At 68.7% G+C, this 19404-nt stretch carries 17 protein-coding genes and 1 pseudogene; 7 read left to right on the forward strand and 11 right to left on the reverse strand.

Annotated features, from left to right (window positions below):
• Positions 1 to 5: 5 nt before the first annotated feature.
• Positions 6 to 3131, reverse strand: a complete 3126-nt coding sequence (locus tag ACIBI9_RS59815) for an amidohydrolase family protein (RefSeq protein WP_397236748.1) — start codon at positions 3129 to 3131, stop codon at positions 6 to 8.
• 38 nt (positions 3132 to 3169) lie between these two features.
• Between ACIBI9_RS59815 and ACIBI9_RS59820 the strand changes: the two genes are divergently transcribed.
• Positions 3170 to 3382 carry a hypothetical protein gene (locus ACIBI9_RS59820; RefSeq protein WP_397236750.1) on the forward strand — a complete coding sequence of 71 codons (213 nt, stop codon included), beginning with the start codon at positions 3170 to 3172 and terminating at the stop codon, positions 3380 to 3382.
• Between the two features lie 161 nt (positions 3383 to 3543).
• On the opposite strand, the pseudogene ACIBI9_RS59825 reads toward ACIBI9_RS59820, so the two are convergent.
• Positions 3544 to 3831, reverse strand: a pseudogene (locus ACIBI9_RS59825) (IS3 family transposase); the annotation flags it as partial.
• A gap of 21 nt (positions 3832 to 3852) precedes the next feature.
• On the reverse strand, positions 3853 to 4407 hold the full coding sequence (locus ACIBI9_RS59830; protein ID WP_397236752.1) for an ArsR/SmtB family transcription factor: 555 nt from the start codon (positions 4405 to 4407) through the stop codon (positions 3853 to 3855).
• A gap of 43 nt (positions 4408 to 4450) precedes the next feature.
• Between ACIBI9_RS59830 and ACIBI9_RS59835 the strand changes: the two genes are divergently transcribed.
• From ACIBI9_RS59835 to ACIBI9_RS59845, 3 genes are all read left to right on the forward strand, one after another.
• Positions 4451 to 5758, forward strand: a complete 1308-nt coding sequence (locus ACIBI9_RS59835) for a hypothetical protein (protein WP_397236754.1) — start codon at positions 4451 to 4453, stop codon at positions 5756 to 5758.
• Positions 5759 to 6297: 539 nt separating this feature from the next.
• Positions 6298 to 7155, forward strand: coding sequence for a TrmH family RNA methyltransferase (locus tag ACIBI9_RS59840; protein WP_397236756.1), 858 nt, complete (start codon positions 6298 to 6300; stop codon positions 7153 to 7155).
• A gap of 48 nt (positions 7156 to 7203) precedes the next feature.
• Complete coding sequence (locus ACIBI9_RS59845; protein ID WP_397236758.1) at positions 7204 to 7503, forward strand: hypothetical protein; 300 nt, start codon at positions 7204 to 7206, stop codon at positions 7501 to 7503.
• Here ACIBI9_RS59845 and ACIBI9_RS59850 read toward each other — a convergent pair.
• Together ACIBI9_RS59850 and ACIBI9_RS59855 are read right to left on the reverse strand one after the other, a co-directional pair.
• The gene (locus ACIBI9_RS59850) at positions 7500 to 7628 is read right to left on the reverse strand and encodes a hypothetical protein (protein WP_397236760.1); all 129 of its coding nucleotides are present in this window, start codon (positions 7626 to 7628) and stop codon (positions 7500 to 7502) included. The two genes, ACIBI9_RS59845 and ACIBI9_RS59850, sit on opposite strands and share 4 nt — an antisense overlap.
• Positions 7629 to 7792: 164 nt before the next feature.
• A complete protein-coding gene (locus tag ACIBI9_RS59855; RefSeq protein WP_397236762.1) occupies positions 7793 to 8749 on the reverse strand; it encodes a Gfo/Idh/MocA family protein in 957 nt (318 codons plus the stop codon).
• An 82-nt stretch (positions 8750 to 8831) separates the two neighbouring features.
• Between ACIBI9_RS59855 and ACIBI9_RS59860 the strand changes: the two genes are divergently transcribed.
• The gene (locus tag ACIBI9_RS59860; RefSeq protein ID WP_397236764.1) at positions 8832 to 9731 is read left to right on the forward strand and encodes a LysR family transcriptional regulator; all 900 of its coding nucleotides are present in this window, start codon (positions 8832 to 8834) and stop codon (positions 9729 to 9731) included.
• Positions 9732 to 9769: 38 nt separating this feature from the next.
• On the opposite strand, the gene ACIBI9_RS59865 is transcribed toward ACIBI9_RS59860, so the two are convergent.
• The 3 genes from ACIBI9_RS59865 to ACIBI9_RS59875 are packed head-to-tail and all read right to left on the reverse strand — an operon-like array spanning position 9770 to position 12196.
• Complete coding sequence (locus tag ACIBI9_RS59865; RefSeq protein ID WP_397236766.1) at positions 9770 to 11050, reverse strand: lanthionine synthetase C family protein; 1281 nt, start codon at positions 11048 to 11050, stop codon at positions 9770 to 9772.
• Positions 11043 to 12005, reverse strand: coding sequence for a hypothetical protein (locus tag ACIBI9_RS59870; RefSeq protein ID WP_397236768.1), 963 nt, complete (start codon positions 12003 to 12005; stop codon positions 11043 to 11045). The genes ACIBI9_RS59865 and ACIBI9_RS59870 overlap by 8 nt, the downstream gene beginning before the upstream one ends.
• Positions 12006 to 12010: 5 nt before the next feature.
• Positions 12011 to 12196, reverse strand: a complete 186-nt coding sequence (locus ACIBI9_RS59875) for an FDLD family class I lanthipeptide (protein WP_397236770.1) — start codon at positions 12194 to 12196, stop codon at positions 12011 to 12013.
• 171 nt (positions 12197 to 12367) lie between these two features.
• Between ACIBI9_RS59875 and ACIBI9_RS59880 the strand changes: the two genes are divergently transcribed.
• On the forward strand, positions 12368 to 12511 hold the full coding sequence (locus tag ACIBI9_RS59880) for a hypothetical protein (protein WP_397236772.1): 144 nt from the start codon (positions 12368 to 12370) through the stop codon (positions 12509 to 12511).
• Entirely contained in the window at positions 12511 to 13611 is a 1101-nt protein-coding gene (locus ACIBI9_RS59885; protein ID WP_397236774.1) for an LLM class flavin-dependent oxidoreductase, read from the forward strand. The genes ACIBI9_RS59880 and ACIBI9_RS59885 overlap by 1 nt, the downstream gene beginning before the upstream one ends.
• On the opposite strand, the gene ACIBI9_RS59890 is transcribed toward ACIBI9_RS59885, so the two are convergent.
• From ACIBI9_RS59890 to ACIBI9_RS59900, 3 genes are read right to left on the reverse strand one after another with little or no spacing between them, the layout of a single operon-like run.
• The gene (locus ACIBI9_RS59890) at positions 13606 to 14397 is read right to left on the reverse strand and encodes an SAM-dependent methyltransferase (RefSeq protein WP_397236776.1); all 792 of its coding nucleotides are present in this window, start codon (positions 14395 to 14397) and stop codon (positions 13606 to 13608) included. The two genes, ACIBI9_RS59885 and ACIBI9_RS59890, sit on opposite strands and share 6 nt — an antisense overlap.
• 22 nt (positions 14398 to 14419) lie before the next feature.
• Positions 14420 to 16141 carry an ABC transporter ATP-binding protein gene (locus ACIBI9_RS59895; protein ID WP_397236778.1) on the reverse strand — a complete coding sequence of 574 codons (1722 nt, stop codon included), beginning with the start codon at positions 16139 to 16141 and terminating at the stop codon, positions 14420 to 14422.
• Positions 16138 to 19386 (reverse strand): lantibiotic dehydratase, encoded by a 3249-nt coding sequence (locus ACIBI9_RS59900; protein ID WP_397236780.1) that lies wholly within the window; start codon positions 19384 to 19386, stop codon positions 16138 to 16140. The genes ACIBI9_RS59895 and ACIBI9_RS59900 overlap by 4 nt, the downstream gene beginning before the upstream one ends.
• Positions 19387 to 19404: the final 18 nt, after the last annotated feature.

A 19404-nucleotide genomic window follows, 5' to 3' on the forward strand; every position in this document is an offset into this window, starting at 1 on the left:
CGCGCTCAGTGGTCGTGGCAGCAGGCAGTTCGGGCTCCCTCGAGCTGGGCAGGGTCGTTCCACCAGTGGCTCGCTGTACTCACGTGAACGGGGACGCGGTCCTTGACCTTGCCGGTAGGCGTAGAGGCCGCGGGTGTCACCTGGTCGGTGGTGGTGGAGGACGGGTAGGGCGCGAGGAGTTGCTCGACGGTGTGGTGTCTCCCGCCGACGACGACGGCGGTGACGTTGGCGGCGTCCTCGATGCGGGACAGCGGGTCGCCGTCGATGATGGCCAGGTCGGCGTACATGCCCTTGGCGATCCTGCCCAGCGGGAGGCCGAGGTAGGCCCCGGACGTGCTGGTCGCGGCGGTGAGCGTTTCGCGCGGGGTCAGGCCGTACTTGACCATGGCTCGCAGGTTCATGTGCAGGCTGATCCCGAGGTGATCGATCGGTGCGTCGGTGCCGGCGGTGACCACGCCGCCGCCGCGGATCATCGCCGTGAGCTGCGCGACCTGGTTGGCAAGGTTTGTCCGGATCACCCGGACCGCTGCCGGGTCGACGGTCTGCGCCGTGGTGACCGTCGCCCGGAGCTGCGCCATCCGCCAGTTCGGGTAGAGCCGGCGGACTCGTTCGTCGGTGACCAGCGACGTGTCGTCCCTGTAGAGGGTCGAGGAGGTGAACAGGGTGGGGGTTCTGGCCATCTTCGAGGCGTTGAACATGGAGATGACGTCCGAGTAGGCGGAGCCGACGTTCGTGACGGTACGTGAGTAGCCGAACCGGTTGGTGGCGCCGACGTGCTCGGTCTGGTCGCCGCCCATGGCGATCGCCGGATAGTGGTAATGCGAGCTGACCGGCTTGCCCTGGCGGTGAGCCCAGTCGATGACCTCCCTGTGCCAGACGACCGGCAGCCGCACGTAGCACTTCACCATGTCGTAGTCGAGGGCGGCGGCCCGCTGCAGTTCGAGCCGCAGTTGGTCGTGGGAGTACGTGGGGCGCATGAAGTTGTAGTAGATGCGCGCCCCGTCGATGGCCTCGCCGGTGCCCAGGTAGCGCGGTGCGAGGCGGGCGCCGGACTGCACGGACTCGCGCTCCTCGACCATGTGGTACGCAGGTGAGCCAGGTGAGCGCGTCGTGGTGACGCCCAGGGCGAGCCACAGCGGACCCTGTCGCGATCCGTAGGCGTAGCCCTGCATCTCACGGTGATGGTGGATGTCGATCAGGCCAGGCATGACGAACCTGTCGCGGGCGTCGATCCGGGCGCCGGGCCTTCCGTCCCGGTGCGGCTCGATCGCGGCGATGCGCTGGCCTCGTACGATGATGTCGACGTCGCGGACGACGCTGTCGGAGACGCCGTCCCACATGCGGCCGGCGTGAATGACGACCTGATCGGGGCCGGTGTCGTTGCGCCAGGTCAGCCGCATCGGAATCGACCGGCCGGGCTTGCCGTCGAGGCGCACGCTCTTGAGACGTCCCCCGTTCAGGTAGAGGAGGGCGGCCGAGCCGCCGGCCCAGACAGGGGCGTCGGAGACCTCCCGGGTGACCTGACGGGCGCTGCCGGTGGGCCGTCCGGTCTTGTCGACGGGCAGGACCCACAGGAGCGATTCCATGGCGAAGGCGAGCATGGTGCCGTCAGGTGACCAGACAGGGCCGTCGTCACCACGGGTCTGCAAGGATCGGTGTGGCGCGGGGTCGATGTACGTGCCGGCACCCGTGGCCCGGTCGACGAGCAGGATTTTGGACAGTCCCTCACGGTAGCGTCGTGAGTACGGCACCACCGCGGCCAGCGCAAGGGTTCTGCCGTCGGGTGACCAGGCCGGGCGGCCCGGTTCGAAGGTGGCGTCGAAGATCTTCTGGATGTCGCCGGTGGAGACTTCCACCACCCACAGGGCGCCGTCCTGATCCAGGTAGGCGATCTCCCTCCCGTCGGGTGACCACCGGACCGACAGGGCGGCGGAGTCGGTCAGATGGGTCACCTGCCGGTCGGCTCCGGTGCTCAGGTCGCGGACCCAGATATTGAGGGTGCCGGTGCGGTCGGTGACGAATGCCAGTTGCCGTCCGTCCGGGGAGAAATCCGGGTCGGCTTTCCACCAGCGGTCACGGAAAAGCGGTTCCGGCGTGCCACCGGCGCGCATCAGATAGATGTCGTTGAGCGCGCGGAAGGCGATGGCGGACCCATCCGGGGACACGGCCGGGCTGCCGATTCCGACGACGGGGAACGACCCGGGCTCGTCGAATACGCGGACCCTCTTCTTGTACTTCGGAGTCGTCGTCGTCAGCGCGGCGGTGAAGCCGATTGTGCCGACGGACGCGGAGTTGAGGCGGCGGACCTTGATGGTGCCTGCGGAGGTGTAGTAGTAGCGTCCGTCCGGGGCGAACCGGGCACGGAACGGGAAGACCTCCTCACCGGTGACGAGGGTGCCCGCGGTGCCGGCCAGATCGTTGGCGCCCGAGTGGAAGAGGTGGTAGGCGAGATCGGTGCCGTTCGGCAGCCAGGACGGCTGGTGAATGACCTGACCGGCGGGTACCGTGACCGCGGTGCTGCGCGTGCCGGTGGCGACCTCGATGACGTCGATCCTGGTGTCGGCGACGACGAACGCCACCTTGCTCCCGTCGGGTGACCAGGCCGGCTCGTACTCCTCGGCGGAGGTGTCGGTCAGGACGCGGCTCGCTCCGGTGGCCACGTCGAGTAGGTGGATCCCGTAGCTGCCCCCCGCGTCGGAGGAGTAGGCGATGGTCCGCCCGTCCGGGCTGTAGCGGGGCTCTCGATGATCGAACGGGCCAGTGGTCAACTGCGTGATCGCGGACCCGTCGGGCCGGATCGTCCACAGGTTGAAGACTCCGTCGCGGTACGACTGGAACACGATGGTGGATCCGTCCGGGGACCAGTCGGGCTGGGCGATGTCGTACAGATCGCTGGTGAGCCTGCGCGCGGTGCCCCCGGAGGCGGAGCAGACCCACAGGACACCGAGCAGGTCGAGGGCGAGCAGGCGGCCGTCGGGCGAGGGCGCGACGGCGAAGTCGGTGCCGGAGGCGACGGATGTCTTACCGGCGTTCCCCGCTACGCCGGCCCTCGCCGGTGAGGCCGGGGCGAGCACGGCGGCGAGGACGGCACCGCCGCCCGCCAAGACGGCCCGGCGGGACGGGCGTGACATCGATCCGGAGGTGGAGGTGAACACGCTGGGGGGAACCGGTGAATGGGACATCGGGGATCTTCACTCCACTATTCACGCATGGTCAGATAGTCATCGAGGCGACGCCCTTCGGAGAAGGCGTCAGCGAACGGCTGAACGTGATGACGCGCGATTCATGGTCCGAGGCGAAATGCGTTATCGGCCTGGAGTTCGTCCGGTTGATCATCGCCTCCACCCGCCTGCCGACGACTCATCGAGCAGAGGCGGGCTGATGCGCTCATTGAGGGCAGTGGGACCTGCTTGACCAAAGTACGTGCATAGGAATGTACATACGTCGGTCAAAAGAATTGGTCAAGAGGAACCGGTGGGACAGGATCGCGGCGTGGGTCTGCGAAGGCGACAGTCGGCCGTCCCGGCGAGGGAATCTGACCGCGATACAACCGGACAGCCCGCTGCTTCTTGTTGCGGTCATGCTGCCGCGCGTCGTCGCGGCGGCGCGTAGCGCATCAGCGACCGGCTAGGTGCGCAGGTGATCGGCGATCGACCAGCCCGCCAAGCGGCGTGAGCGCAGGTCCAGCACCTTCCTGCGCAGCCTCATGCCGGCGATTCCGAACAGGCGCATCACCCGCTTGCGCTTGACCCGCCGCCCCGAAGCACGCAGTTCGGCGGTGACACGCGGGCTGCCGCAGGTGCCGTCGAACTCACGGTGGATCCGCTTGATCTCCCGTCGGGGTGGAGGGGATCAGGAGCCGCGGGGGTCGGGGAAGCCGATCCAGCGCAGCAGGATCATCCGGGCGTCGGCGGGTGCGTTGTCGTGGTCGGTGCCGAAGCGGTGCACCAGTTTGAGGTACTCCTCGAGGAATTCCTTGAGCTGCGTCTTGGTCATGAAGGTGCTGGCGCGAGAGCCCTGCTGCCAGTCGCCGTCCTCGTCCCGGTTGTGGGCGAAGGCGGACAGCAGCCGTAGATCCTCGGCGAGTCTGGAGTCGCCCAGTCGTTCGGCGAGGTCCTGTTCGGCGTCGGTCAGCTCTTCGCGAGCGGGCATCCGTCGGTCGGCTTTGACGACGTCCCACCAGCGTTCCCGCCCTTTGGCGCGGTCGCGCAACTCGGTCACGAAACCGGTGTCGGACAGCATCCGCAGGTGGTAGCTGGTCGTCCCGGTGTTCTGGCCCATGGCTTTGGCCAGCGTGGTCGAGGTGGCCGGGCCGTGGTTGGCGAGGTGCCTGAGGATCTCTCGCCGCAGTGGGCTGGCCAGTGCCTTCATCGCCGCCGGGGTGTGCATGACCGGATCGGTTGCCATTCGACCAGCTTAGCCGTACCGGGACCATGATGCAGAAAACTTCATGCAGAGAAAAACTTGCAGAAAAAATTCTGTAAGATTAGGGTCGGGGCCCATGAGCTGGAAGCGAATCGCCGGACTGTCCTTCGTCACCGCACCACTGCTGGTCCTGGTCGGCTGGGCCTTGATGCGCCTGGGCGGCACCGGCGGCCGGGAACCCGGCTGGACCCTGGCCCACATCGCCTGGGTCGTCAACAACGTCATGTACGCGATCGTCTGCGTCGAGCTGTATCGACGTGCGAAGGGCACCACCTCGGGAGGGCGGATACTGGCCGCCGGCTCGCTGGTCGTCGGTGTCATCGGGGCGGGCTGCCTGCTCATCCAGATGGTGATCGATCTGGTGGTGGGCTTCTCCACCGACAACCGCACCGACATGCGCGCCCTGAGCGGCCAGATCCACGACCTGCCCGGGGTGCAGTTGGCCATCTACGACGTCGGGCCGGTGCTGCTGGCCCTGGTGCTGATCGTGCAGGCGATACACCTCGCGACGCAGGGCAGGGCCACCGCACTCTTCGCGACCCTGGTGACCGCGGCGGTCCTGGTCAACGGCGCCGAGCTGCTGGTGGAGATCCCGTTGCGGCTGGCGCAGGCCGGATCGGCGCTGATTCTGTGGCTGGCCTTCCTGCCGGTGGGACGTGAACTGTTGCGCCGCGGCTCATCCGCCCAGACCCGAGCGAAGACGACGACCTGGCGAACCCTCGCCGGGTGGTCACTCATCCTGGCGCCGGTGGGGCAGATCGGCGGCTGGATCTTCATGAGGCTCGGCGGCAACGAAGGAGTCGAGTCATGGTCGACGATCGCGCATTCGGTGTGGCTCATCGGCTTCGTGATGCTGGCCATCGCCTGCGTCGAACTGTTTCGCCTGGTCCGAAGCCACGGTGCCGCGCAGATCCTCGCCAGGGTGAGTCTGGCGGTGGCGCTGATCAGCGTCACCGCCTCGATCGCCGAGATGCTCGTCGATCTGTACGTCCTGTTCGCCACCGACGATCACGCGCAGATGAAGGCCCTGGACGAGCAGATCCGAAGCATCCCGGGAGCTGAGCCGATCCTGTACGGATTCGGCACCCAGCTTGTCTACCTCGGGTTCCTGGCTCTGATCATTCAGTTGGCCGTCCTGAAGCGAATCAGTGCGACGACCTTGGCACTCGTCCTGGCGACCCTGGCCCTGTTCGTCAGCTACGAGATGCTGGACGGACCCGGCCGCCAGGCTCTCATGCCCTTCGCGGTCCTGTGCATGTGGCTGGCCCTGGCACCCTTGGGATGGCGACTGTTGAAGCCGGCGAACCCGGCCGCCGACGCGATCACGCCGTAGCGGTCCGCGGCCTGCTGGCAGTCCGACAGGACGCTGACTGCCGGCGCGCTTCCTGATCCGTGACCGGGATGGGAAGTCCCCGGCCCCGATGGAGGAGATGCTCGCCGACGTCGGCATCGGTGTGAAGGAGCAGCACGCGAATGCTGTCAGACCAGGCGGCATGAGCCGTGGGCGGACCCGGTTGTGGCTGGTCGTCGTCTGACTTCGGGCTTCGTGCGGTCCGCCGCCTGGCCGCAGTCTGGCGGTCGATGTCCGACTCCAGCCGGTTCAGCGCCGCCGAACGCCTGCGGAGGCTGCGCCCACAGCTCACCCTGGCCTGGGCTGACAGCGCCAGCGCTGGCGTTCTGGTGGAGTGGGGCCCACCGCTTCCTCATGGCCAGCCGCCTGACCAGGAGAAACGCGAGGTCGTGGGTGCCCCGGCACGGGGCGGCAGTGCGCGCCGCGTGACTCGAGCCAGAATTTATGGGTTTGCAAGGCCACGTCTGCCGGCGACGCATGGTTTGTCATCACATGGTGAAACTGATCTTATTCTGTAGAGCGTGGTTGATCAGGGGCAATCGTTATCGGCGCAGTTGCGCATCACGCGGCCGAACGCGCGCTTCCAGCAGTGGCAGGCCCTGCTGGGCAACCGGACCAAGCGGCAGCGGGCCAAGGAGTTCCTGATCCAGGGCGTGCGCCCGATCAGCCTGGCGATCGAGTTCGGCTGGCCGGTGCGTACGCTCCTCTTTGACGCCGAGCGGCCTCTGTCGAGCTGGGCCAGGCAGATGCTCAAGGCGGCGGGCGGCGAGCGGGTGGCCATGGCCCCCGACCTGTTGCGGGAACTGGGCGGCAAGGACGAGGAAGTGCCCGAGTTGGTGGCGGTGGCTGAGCTGCCGGACGATGAGCTGTCCCGTATCCAGGTGGGTCCGTCTTTCCTGGGCGCGGTGTTCGACCGGCCGAACAATCCCGGCAACATCGGGACGATGGCACGTTCACTGGACGCGTTCGGCGGCACGGGCCTGATCGTCACCGGGCACGCCGCCGACCCTTATGATCCTCGTTCGGTGCGGGCCTCCACCGGGTCGCTGCTGGCGCTGCCGGTGGTGCGGTCCTCATCGCACCGGGAAGTGCTCGCGTGGGTGGCACAGCTGCGTGCCCAAGGCCTGCCGCTCATGGTGGTGGGCACCGACGAGAACGGCAGTTGCGACGTCGCTGAACTGGACCTGACCGGCCCTACCCTGCTGGTCATCGGTAACGAGACCAACGGGCTGAGCGCGGGGTGGCGGCAGGCGTGCGACACCATGGCGCGTATCCCGATGGCCGGCTCGGCCAGTTCCCTGAACGCCGCAAGCGCGGCGACCGTGACGTTGTACGAAGCCGCCCGCCAACGCCGCAGCGGGGCGAGTGGCATTTCATGAGCTGCCGCCCCGCCACCCTCCAGCACGACTATCAGGACCTGGCCAGCGGTGCGGTGCTGCATTCGGCCCCAGGGGTTTCCCGCGTTCCCCGTCAGGCTGGCCAGCGAAATCTTCCAGCGTGCGCCGGCCTTGCGCGGCGGTGAGGGGCCTGCTGTGGTCTGCGACCCGTGCTGCGGCAGCGGCACCTGTCTGATTCGTGACGGTCAGGTAGGCCAGGCTAAGGAGCACAGCCGGTCATCATGCCGCACGACCATTCACGGCGGGCGGGAAACCCGATCAGGACCCGCTCGGCCGAGTCGATCGGCGTGCGCAGGAAAAGGCGGAGGTGTCGACCGCGCCCTTCACTAGGGCGAGCACGGCACGCCGGAGACGGCCTCGACCACGGCCCGCAGCCGCCGCGAGGCCACCGCGTCGAAGGGGCCGGACGGCGCGTTCAAGATGCCGGACAGGTCGGGCACCAAGATGCTGCGCATGCCCGGCCCACCCCGGCAAGGCCGTCGAATCGCGTCTTCGTCCGGCGCGGGCCGTGCCTTGACCGGATGCTCGCGATCGAAGTGCGCAGGCAGTGTCCGCGACCGTGCTTGGAAAAGGCGTCAGATGGGCGATCCGGGCCTCGAGAGTCGATGGGACGGGTGCCTCATCCGATCTCGCGGTGGAAGTGCTCGACGAGTTCTTGGACGCGCAGGCCGGCGGCGAAGTCGGCCAATGTGGTGTCCTCACCCCGCACGGCGCGGGCGAACTCGCTGAGCCGGGTGTGTTCGCTCCCGCGCGGCTCGTCCACGTCGACCGGGGTCCACCCCTGATAGTCGCCGAGCCACAGGCGTGCCCAATCGGTGATCCGGTAAGAGCGTTCGGTCCCGTGCAGGGTCCACTCATACGTCTCCGGGCCCGCGGCGACCTGGCCGGAGAGGGTTACGGGCACGTCGTTCGCCAGGAACAGGCCGTATGCGGTGTCCTCCGCCGTCGCGCTGTAGGTGACGTGGGTGTGCAGAGGTTCGAGCGGTCCCAGCAACCGGTCGGTCAGGAACAGATAGTGCGAGGCGACCTCGCGTAGGAACCCGCCCTGTGTCCGCCCGGCCACCCATCCGGCGCTCTCCTGGAAGGCCCTCGGCCACTGCGGGAAGGTGAACCGCATCTCGATCCCGCGTATCGTGCCGAGCCGGCCCGTTCGGATCGCGTTGTCCACGGCCAGCGCGGCGCCACGGTCGGACATGACGAAGTTCAGAGCGTTCGCTGTTTTCGTCGCCGCGGCGACTCGTACCATCTCCCGGCCCTCGGCGATGTCCACGGCGAGTGGCTTTTCCGCGAAGACCGCCAGCCCTGCTTCCATGGCGCGTATGGCGTGGCGCGCGTGGGTGGCCGGTGGTGAGGCGATGTAGACGGCATCGAGCGCAGCGTGGCCGAGCAGTTCGTCCGCGTCGTCGACATAGGCGGGTCCTGGGTGGGCCGTTCGAGCTGACGCGATTGCCTGCGTGCTGGGGTCCGCGGCCGCGACCACCTCGAACTGCGGGTGCCGCTGAGCGACGTCGAGCATTTCGGCACCCATCACGCCCAGGCCGATGATGCCGAGGCGGATCCTGCTTCCGTCTTCCATGCACAGATCTTCGAGGACCTTCACATTTCAGCACAAGCGATGTTTTCTTAACGACTATGAAGCGCGACTGTATGATCTGGGGGTGCTCGACGTTCACCGCCTCGCTGTGCTTCGCGCCGTCGTGGAGACCGGCTCGATCCAAGCCGCCGCGACCAACCTCGGCTACACCCCGTCCGCGATCAGCCAGCACATCGCCGCGCTGCAGCGGGAGACGGGCACGCTGCTCATGCAGCGACACGGTCGCGGCCTGCGCCCCACCGAGGCCGGACGGCTCCTGGCCGGCCACGCCGGGGAGATCCAGACGCAGATCGCCCGCGCGGAGACCGCCCTCACCGACCTGCGCGCAGGCAAGACCAGCCGGCTGACCGTCCGCTACTTCGCCACCGCCGGCGCTGTCCTCATCCCGCCCGTCATCGCGAAGTTCAGCCGCCTCTTCCCGGAGATCAGGCTGGAGCTACGGCTGGGCAAGGGGCTGACCGGCGAAGCCGCCGACGCCGAGATCATGGTGCTGAACGACACCGTTCACGTGCCGGCCGGGCTGCGGTCCGTCCACCTGCTCGATGACCCCTTCCTGGCGATCCTGCCGCCAGGGCACACCCTTGCCGGGGAGAAGGAGATCGAGCTGGGCAGGCTGCGTGGCGAACCATGGGTCGACAACGAGTGGCCGAGCAGCATCTGCCGGCAGACCATCCTCGACGCGTGCGGGGCGGCCGGCTTCAACCCCAGTTTCGTGGTGGAAGCCCACGACTACGCCACGGCGGCCGCGTTCGTCTCCGCCGGACTGGGCGTAACCCTGGTGCCCCGGCTCGCGCTCAGCACCATGCCCGCCACATCGTTCGCCTGCCTGCCGGTCACCCGGCCCACGCCTGTCCGCTCCATCTTCGTCGTCGTCAAGGAGGCGATCGAAGATCATCCGCCGCTTTCGGCGTTCCTCGACCTGCTCCGCGAAACCGCCACCTCACACGCTCACGCGGCCGATTGACCGGCCACATTCCCCTGCCTCGCTGAGCAGCGAACGGTTCAGCCGATCAGGAGCGCGCGGCGCCAGCGTGGGGGAACGGAGGTGGAGACGGACCAGAGGGCCAGCGGCACGCCTGCCGCGCCGTCCAGCAGGCTGGGGCTGTCCACGTACGTGCCCGGCACGTGCACTGTTCTGACGATCAGAGCCTGATCGTCGGAGCAGTGCGACAACACGCGTTCGGTGAGCGGGGTGAGGGCAGCTCTCGCGTTCTGGCTGCCCCCGTGTTCGGCGAACTTGTGGCAGATCGTCAGCAGTCCGGACCAGCCGTGGCACAGGCACACCGTCCGGGGCTCCCCGTCGCCGTGCAGCGCTCGTCGCAGCGCCGACTCGAAGCTCATCACCGCGGCGGCCGTCAGGTCGGGATCGTCGAGGGCGCGTGCGGCGTCCAGCAGCGCCGAGCAGATTCCCGGAGCCCCGTAACACCAGGTCATCGGCTTGTGGGGGAGTTGATCCGGCAACGAGTCGTCAATCGGCGTCCGACGAGGCCAGATCCTGCCCCAGGCGTCCTCCTCCGCGACGTCCCGGAGGTACGAGGCCAGGCTTCGGATCGCGGCCCGCTGTCCGGGGCGGCGCAGGCCCGCGTTCCAGGCGAGGCTCAGCGCCGCCAGGTGACCGGCCAGGCCGTGGGCCAGGCCCAGGTCGACGGCCCGATCGGGACAGGTCTCCGTCGTCTTGAGCGGAGGACCGGGCGGCGAGCCGTACAGCCGGACGAGGCCGTCGATCAGCCCGGCTGCGGTCACGCGCGCGTCGACGTCAAGGGTCGTCGCCGACGCGAGGTAACCCAGGATTCCCGCGCTGCCGGTGACGACGTCGTAGGCCGCCGGATCAACGGCCGAACCGCCCCGGCTCGCCCGCGCCACCTGCTGGAGCAGGCCCCGGTCCGCCTGGCGTCGCACGCGCAGGTAGCCCGGTTGATCCGCGGCGAACTCGTCGAGCACCAGGGCGAGGCCGGCGGTTCCCTCCCCGAGGCCGCCGTGCGCCGGCGGCCGCTCGCTCGTGGAGGAGATCGCGCGCAGGAGGATGTCCCGCGACCGATCACGCCATCGATCCGCCGACGTGCGGGCCACGCGAGAGGCGTACCTCAACATCAGGGCATGGCCCGCGTTGCCGCCGTACAGCTTCGCCCCGCCCCACCAGTCCGGTGCCACTCCGGCTACGTTCGCCGTCCGCCGCACGGCCTGATGGACCGCGTCATCGTCGTCGAGGCGATTGACGATCGTCCAGGCGACCCGCCTGGCCTCCGCCGCGAGGCTCGGCGGGAGGAACCGATCTTCAGGCATATCCGAACGTGTCCGTGAGGTGGCCGAAGCGGGCGTTGAAGAGGGCTGAGTGCCGGGCGGTGAACACCTCACGCCAGGCGCCGATCTGGCCCTTGTGAAAGGTGAACGCCTTACAGTCGAAGAGCTCACCCACCACGACCTCGGGGTCGACGTCCGCGCCGACCCACGCGGCCACCCGCTCCACCGCGGCGACCTGCCGGGCCCTGCTCCCTCCTCCCTCGGGGCCCGCCAACTCCTCGAAGGCGACCTTGCAGACCTGCGGGTGGTGGTACCAGCTCACCGCCGATTCGTAATCGTGCAGGAGGGGAATCGACGGGTCCGTCAGCATGTACGTGATCCGGCTCTCCATGTCGGGGAGATCGGCGAGGATCGGCTGGAAAACAGCCGACTCGGGAAAGCGCCGGAAGGCGATCCCGCTCCTTCCGGAGAAGAAGTTGGCCATGGACACGAGCGCGTCTCGCGGATCGCGATGATTGAGCACGACCGCGGGCTCCTGCCGCGTCGTCCATTCGTTGAGAAACTTCTGGTCCATCCGCCAGATGTTCAGCGAATGAAAGATCCAGCACAGCCGGGGCGCCGTCTGCCAGAACGGACGGATCCAGGCGTCCTCACTCATGCGTAGCTCGAAGTCGATTTCGGGGCGGATGAGGTCGACGTTCGACACGTTTCTGGCCGCCAGCCTGGTCTGCCAGATCCAGCCGAGCTGGATCAGCAGCTGGTCGGTACGCCGAACGAATTCCTTGGTGTCTTCTCTGACATCGAGCGCTTCCAGCTCGTCGGCGTGGAGGAACCGTTCGGCCAGCTCCTGCCGTTCCCTGAGGCTGACGGCCGCCCGCCCGCTTTCCGGCGGCACCGGCTCGCCGTATATGCCATATCCCAGGGCGGCCATGAGGTTCTGGACGAGATGGGTTCCGCTCTTGCGGGGCGATACGACGATGACTCGTTCCTGGCTCATGGGCGTCAGCAGGTGCAGGCCACGGCCTGCGTGTGCGGGTACGAAGGAAAGCCGCACTGCCCGCACGTGTACCAGGAACAGGAGAATCCGGCCTCATGGACCGGCAGATCGTCGCGTACGACGATCCGGACGTCCAGATCGAACTCGTCGCCGGCCAGGAATTCAGCGTTCTCGATTTCTTGAATCGACATCTTTCTCCTCGAATCAGTTGACTCTCCCGCACAGCTTCCAGTCCGCGGAAGCGTCCGTCCAGGCAATGCGGTGGACACTTGCGGAGGCCGGTGAGGCTGATCCGATGCGGTGTTGAGGACGGCGGGTCTTTTAGTGAATACCAGCAGTTTCCGCAAAGAAATGGAGACCCGATGAAGTCCTTCTCACGCGTTCTCGCGGTGGCCGCCCTGGCCGGCCTCGCGCTCGTCGGTGGTAGCTACCTGGGCACGGCGAACGCCGCGTCCGGGGAGGCCCCGGTGAGCAGCCTCTTCGACCAGGACTGCTGCAACAACTGATGGACGACGCGTCGGTGCCGCAGGCGCACCTCATGAACCCGATCCATCGTGAGCTGCCGTCCGTGCGGCACCAACGCCCGGCCGTGCCGTTGTCCGTCCTCGACCTCGCGACGGTCAGTGCGGGAACCGGCGCCGCAACCGCGTTCCGCACCACCACAGAGGTGGCGAAAACCGCCGAACGGCTGGGATTCCAGCGCCTGTGGCTCGCGGAGCACCACTCGATCCCCGACATCGCCAGCACGTCTCCCGCTGTCCTGCTGGCCCACCTGGCGGCACACACCACGACCATCCGGCTGGGCTCGGGCGGGGTCATGCTGCCCAACCACACACCGCTCACCGTCGCTGAACAGTTCCTCACCCTGGAGGCGCTGCATCCAGGCCGTGTCGACCTGGGGGTGGGGCGGGCACCAGGAGGGCATCCTGCGGTCGCGCAGGCGCTCCGGCGCTCCGACGCCGACTTCGGCGAGCAGGTGGAGCAGCTGATGGGCTTCCTGGACGGCTTCTTTTCCCCGGGCCACCCTTACGCCGGCATCCAAGTCGCCCGCGCGGTGAACGCGCCGCCTCTGTGGATCCTCGGAGCCAGTGAGCAGGGCGCGCGGCTGGCCGGGCGGCTCGGGCGGCCGTTCGCCTTCGCGTACCACCTCAGACCTGGTGAGACACGGGCCGCCCTGGCCGCCTACCGCGAGTCGTTCCAGCCCTCCGACGTTCTGGACCGGCCCTATGTCATGGTCTCCGTCTGGGTCGTCGCGGGGGACACCTCGGAAGAGGCCCGTGCCATGGTGCGGGCCGCCGGTCTTGCCATGGCACGGATGCGAAACGGGCGGCCGACTGCGTTCCCGTCGCCGGAGGAGGCCGCACGGCACTCGTTCAGCCAGGACGAGGAGGAGACGCTGCGCCGCTGGCTCCGGGACGTGGCACACGGCGACGCGAGTGAAGTCCGCGCCGTGCTCGACCGCCTCGCCGAGAGCACCGGCGCCGACGAGCTGATGCTGGTCTCGCACGTGCACGGTCACCGGTCGCGGCTGCGTACTCTCGAGCTGGTCGCCGGCGCGTACGAGCTGGAGCAGGCATCCGCCCTCACCTCAGGCGCGGCTTCATAGGCTCTGATTCTTGCGGGCCACGACCCGGGGCAGGCCGAGCGTGAGCCCGGCGTCGATGGCGAACCTCCGTACCCAGCCGGCGCAGAAGTCCCGCCATTCAGGCTCGGCGGCCTGCGCACCCAGTTCGTGCCACCGCATCCAGTGCCGCCAGCCGTCAGGCAGCAGATCGGCGTGTTCCACCGTCATCAGGCCGGATCGGCACAGGTGCTCTCGCCACCACTGCGGGCTGTGGAACGCGTGGAAGTCCCACTTCCACCCGTCGGCCAGATGCTCGGGCACCACGCCGTTCAATTCCTTGGTCAGCCCCATCACGACGATGCCCAGCACACCGTCCGGAGCAAGGAACTGCTGAAGGTAGCCAAGGTAGAGGTCGTCGGTGCCGAAGTACTGGTAGGCGTCCAGACTGATGATGAGATCGAAGTACTCGTGGGCGAACTTCAGGTCGTGAGCCTCGGCGTGGATCGGCATGACCTGCGACTGCACACCGGCGTCGATGATGCGCGCCCAGTTCTCCTCGGGGCGCACCCACAGATCGGCGGCCACGACATCGACGCCGAACTCCTTGGCCAGGAAGATCGAACTGGTCGCCCTTCCGCAGCCGAGGTCCAGCACCCGCATACCCGGCGCGAGATCCAGCAGCTCAGCCAGGGATTCGGCGAGCCACAGCGGGTTGGGGCCCATGGCATAACGGCCCTGCCAAACCGGATCGTACGCAGCCGAGCGTGGGAACTGGGGATGGATGAGTTTCTCTGCGGCCAATCCCGGGTCCGCGTCGTCAGCCAGCATGTTGGGTGCCTCCACTCCTTCGTCATGCGGTCAGCAGTTGCTGCGTGGCGAGTTCCCGGTAGAGCGGGTTCGCCGTGAAGAGTTCGCCGTGCGATCCGATGCCGGAAATCTGTCCCTGGTCGAGGACCACGATCTGATCGGCGTGCATCACCGTCGACAGCCGGTGGGCGACGATGACGAGCGTGTGCCGTCGGGAGACGGCCGCGATCGCGTCCCGCAGGGCCCTCTCGTTCACGGCGTCCAGGTTGCTCGTGGGTTCGTCGAGCAGCAGGACCGGCGGTGCGGCGATGAGCGTGCGGGCGATGGCCAGGCGTTGACGTTCCCCGCCTGAGAGCAGGATGCCGCCCTCACCCACGTGGGTGTCGAGTCCGAGCGGTGAGCGTTCGACCAGATGTGTCAGCCGCACAGTGCCGAGTACGGCCATGAGGCGATCGTCATCCACTTCGGGCGCGGCCAGGAGCAGGTTGTCGCGGATGGTGCCGGCGAGCACCGGTGCGTCCTGCTCCACATACCCCAGGTGGGCGCGCAGTTCGTCGCGTGGCTGGTCCCGGACGTCCCGGCCCGCCACGAGGACGCGGCCGGAGGCGACGTCGTAGAACCGTTCGATCAGCGCCAGCGCCGTCGACTTCCCGGCGCCGGACGGACCGACCAAGGCCGTCTGCGTGCCGTACGCCACGGTGAAGCTCACGTCGCGCAGGGCGGGCGCTCCACCGGGATAGGCGAAGGTGACGCCGTCGAACTGGATCGCCGGGGCGACCGGCGCCGCGCGGGAAACGGCCGGGCGGTCGGTGGACGCCTCGGTCGGCAGAGCCAGGATCTCCTCGACGCGCTGCACCGCGCCGAGGCCGCTCTGCAGCTCCACGTACGCCCTCAGCGTCTGCGCGACGGGCGCCATCAACAGGTAGAGGAACAGAGCGAACGCCACCAGATCACCGACGCGCATGGTGCCGGACGCGACCCGGAACCCGCCCACGCCGATGACCAGCAGCAGACCGAGCTGGACCGCGGCGTTGATCATCGGTCCCATCTGAGCGTTCAGGCGAGCCAGGCGCAGGCCGGCGTCGTATGCCCGCTCGGCGTGGTCGCCGACGACGGCGGCTTCGCGGGCTTCGGCCCGGCTCGCCTTGATGGTACGGACTGCCGAGATCGCTCGATCGATCGCCGAGGTCATCTCACCGAGGCGCTCCTGGACCTCGCGCGAGGCGTCGCGCACGCGTCGCGTGGTGAAGAAGCCGGCGAACAACCCGGCGAACGCCACCGCGGTGAATCCGAACATGACCGGGTCGAGCCAGGCCATCATGATCGCGGCGCCGATCGTGATGACAGCGCCGCCGACGATGTCGACCAGGCCGGAGGTGAGCGCGCCGTGCAGCGTCGCCGTGTCCGTTCCGGCCCGGGAGAGCAGGTCGCCGGTTCTGCGCCGATCGAACTCGGCCACCGGCAGCCGAAGGATGTGGTCGACGAGGCTCCGCCGGGTCGCCAGCACCATTCGGGCGCCGGCCCGGTGGAGCAGGTACGAACGTGCGCCACCGAGCACCGCGCCGATCGCGATGAGGCCCACGAGCAGGATCACCAGGTGCCAGACCGGCCGGGCCGTCTGGATGGCGGTCAGCACCGATCTGGCGACCATGGGCTGTGCCAGGGTGCCGGCGGCGCCGGCGAGCGACAGGGCGAGGGCGGTGACCAACGTGCCGGTCTGAGCGCGGACGAAGGGTGCCAGGGTCGCGACAGTGGAGCGGTTCATCGCGGGTTTCCGGCGGACGTGGGGTTCGGCAGGGCGACGAGCGCGCGGGCAGTGAGCAGCCAGAGCCGGACGCTCATCTCCTCTTGTCCCTGATCGACGCCCAGCAGGCGGTTCGCCTGCATGTGGGAGAGGCTTTCCAGAATGCGCTGTTCGGTCGTGAGCAACCGCCCGTCCGCGGCCAGCGTCCGGATGCGGTCGCCGGCGGCGCGCAGCGCCGGTTGCTGTCGCGCGAGGATCGTGTGCAGGGCGGACGCGTGCTCGCTCGTCGGTACGTGCGGCGATGGATGCGCGGGGGCCAGGAGCCCGCACAGTTCACCTCGGAGCCGGCGGAAACGCCTGTGCACGGAATCGGGGATCGCGATGGAGTTCCGGGCAACCGCCAGTGGATCGGCTCCCCAGCCCTGGTGAAGGGAGTGCAGGGCGAGCGCGCCCACGGTCGTCGCGTCCACCTCGCCGTTGGCGGTCAAGAACCTCACCAGTTCGACCGTCGCCTCGCTGTTGGCGTGGAACGCCTCCTCGATCGCGTCGATGGCACCGGGTCCGCCGTACCGCTCGAGTTCACGCTCGTACGTCACGAAGGCCATGTCGGAGGCCCAGGCCGCGGTGATCAGCCGGCGTGCCCAGGCCGCGCACCGGGTCATCACCGCCATCGGGTCGGTGCCGGAGGCCGCTTGGAAACGCAGCCTCAGGTGCGGCAGCGGATCTGCGTACCGGATGTAGAACCAGCGATCGATCAGACGGTCGGCGCGAAGCGCGGCGACCAGCTCTTGCACCGGACCGATCAGGACGTCGTTCTGTTGCGTCACCGCGGTGTACAGCTTCAGGTACGACCACTGCTCGCCGGGGTGCCAGCGCCGGCCGGCCTCAGCCCTGGCAGGCTCGGCCGCGCGCTCATGGGCGGGCGGATGACGGTCCCACTCGCCGGTCGCAGCCGCCGGTGACAGTACGGGCACGACCAGCTCCGATTGATAGCGGCGGCCGTGCGAATCCTGTAGCCACAGGTCCGAGAAGTCCGGCAGCATCTCCTGCAGCGACAGCGAACCGGGCTGCCCCGGCCCGCCGGCCCCTCGCAGCCGGCGCCGCAGCTCGTCCACGCAGAGCGGGTGTTCGAGGTCGAGCAGCAACCTGTTGTCGTATTCGGTGAGATAGACATGACGCGGCACCTTCCAGTCCCGCCGCCACTGTTGGACCGCGGCGAAAAAGGCGTCCGCGTCGTCCTCGCCGACGGCGAACGTCTCCGGCCGGGCCGTCCACTGCGCAGGGCTCACCACGACCCGTCCTCGCACCAGCCGTGGGCGGAACGGCGCCTGGACGACCGGGCCCCAGTCGAAGTGGGCCGGCAAGGTGAGCTGGTCCGTGGACAGCTCCACCAGTGCTCGGCAGACATTGGGCACCTGGAGCAGCGACAACGCATGGGACTGGGTGACCAGCAGCCGCTTGCCCAGCGTCGCGGACCGCAGGTAGAACCCGTGTCCGTCCGCTCCCAGCAGGATGTCGGTGAGGGGTATCTGCCGGCCGGAGGGCAGAGACGGGGTGGCGTTGACGCAGATCTCAAGCCGGCGCAGTGGGGCGTGGGTGGCCACGTTCTGCGCCCGCGCATGGCCCGCGACGTTGCGCAACTCGACGAACACGACATCGGGCGCCTGCGCCTCCTCGGCCTGGGCGAAGCCGCACATGGCCTGCACGTCCGCCTCGTCGAAGAGATGGGAGAAGCGGCCGAAGCTCTGCAGCCCCTGGAACGCGGTCGGCGACAGGACCAGACGCCACTGCCCCTCGTCGATGGCTCGGCGGGACGGCGCGGCGATGCTGAAGTACACGTCCAGGGAGGGCACCGGTCTGCTGCGCGGAGCGTCCGGCCGCCGGACGGTCAGGACATCCAGCAGCCGGTCGGTGAGCTCGACCTCGAGGCGATCGTGGCGCAGCGCGCCGGCGACCAGGTCGACGAGCGCTCGGTCCCGGGCGGGGTCGCGTTCCTCGGGGACCGACGGCAGCGGCACCAGCCGCGGTGGCGCCCCATAGCTGTTCGGGGCATCGATCCCCAGCTCCGGGCTGAGCACCTCGACCAGCGGGATCTCAGCGTTGGCCCCGTAACGCTCCAGGAACGCGCGGTGGTACGCGGCGATGTGCGCGGGCCGTCGGCGCACGCTTCCCAACCTCGTGAGCAGCTCTCCGGCTTCGGCGGCCGCGGCGGCGACCTGGGCGGGCATCCCGTGGCCGGTCGTCGCCAACGCGGTGTCGACCTGGTACGTCGTGCCGTCGAAGCCCGGCGTCATGGCGCGCTGGTAGGCGGTGAGCCGTTCGACGTCCGCCAGGTCTGCCCGGCCGCGTGTCTCGTCGACGGCATCCGCGAGGGCGCGGACCCGGCGCAGGCCGTCGGCCACCGGAGCGAAAGCGGTCGACCCGGTCAGCCTCTTCAACAGGTGCAGCTCGGGCAACGGCTCGGTCAGGGGCGGGCTGAGGCTGTTGGTGAGCACGCCCAGCTCCCACAGCTGGCCGACGAGGCGGCGAATGCGGGCTTCACCGGCGCCGGGAAAGCGCTGGAGCAGCTCGGCCAGCAGGTCGCCGTACCTCACTTCACCGTCGGCCAGCCGCAGCGCCAGCTGGACCGGTGGCGTGATGCGGAGGTTGGCCCGCTTGCCGCCGGTGGCCATGCCTGTCCATTCGGCGAGAACGGCCCGGTCGGCCAGCCGGGAGAGCAGCGCGTTGGTCCGGACCGGCAGTTCGTCGCGTACCGTGTCGTCCTTGTCGAGCTGCTCGATGACTGCCGCCAACCAGCCGGAGTCGGCCCGGGTGCGCGTCATGCGTACCGGATCGCCGGCGAGGGCCGCGGTCGTGGTCGGCCCGAACCTGCCCACACCCACCGCGGAGAACAGGCCGTACGGTGTGGGGCGCGTGGACATTCTGGTCAGGTAGCGCAGCAGCGTGGAGAAAGCCCGGTCGACCTTCTTCTTCGCCGACCTGTCCGACGCGGTCCTCGGCCAGCCCGTCTCCTCGACCCGGGCCAGCTCGTCGACGAGGCTGCGGCTCGCGGTGTGCAGGGCCTGGCGGACGCGAGGCTGGTGAGCGAGGTCCCAGAGCTGCCGACGCGTGGCGGCCCGTCGCTCTTCCGGTCCTGCCGTGTCGTCCTGGTCGCCGGTAAGTCTGAGAAAGGTCTCCGCGGGCAGGACGGGCGCGCGAAGCATGAAGAAGCCCGCAGGGGAGAACTCCGTCGCGGGATTCCGTTCGTGATCCTTCCGCATGGGCATGCGTGGCCTCTCTGCTCG

This window comes from Nonomuraea sp. NPDC050451 (assembly GCF_044458585.1).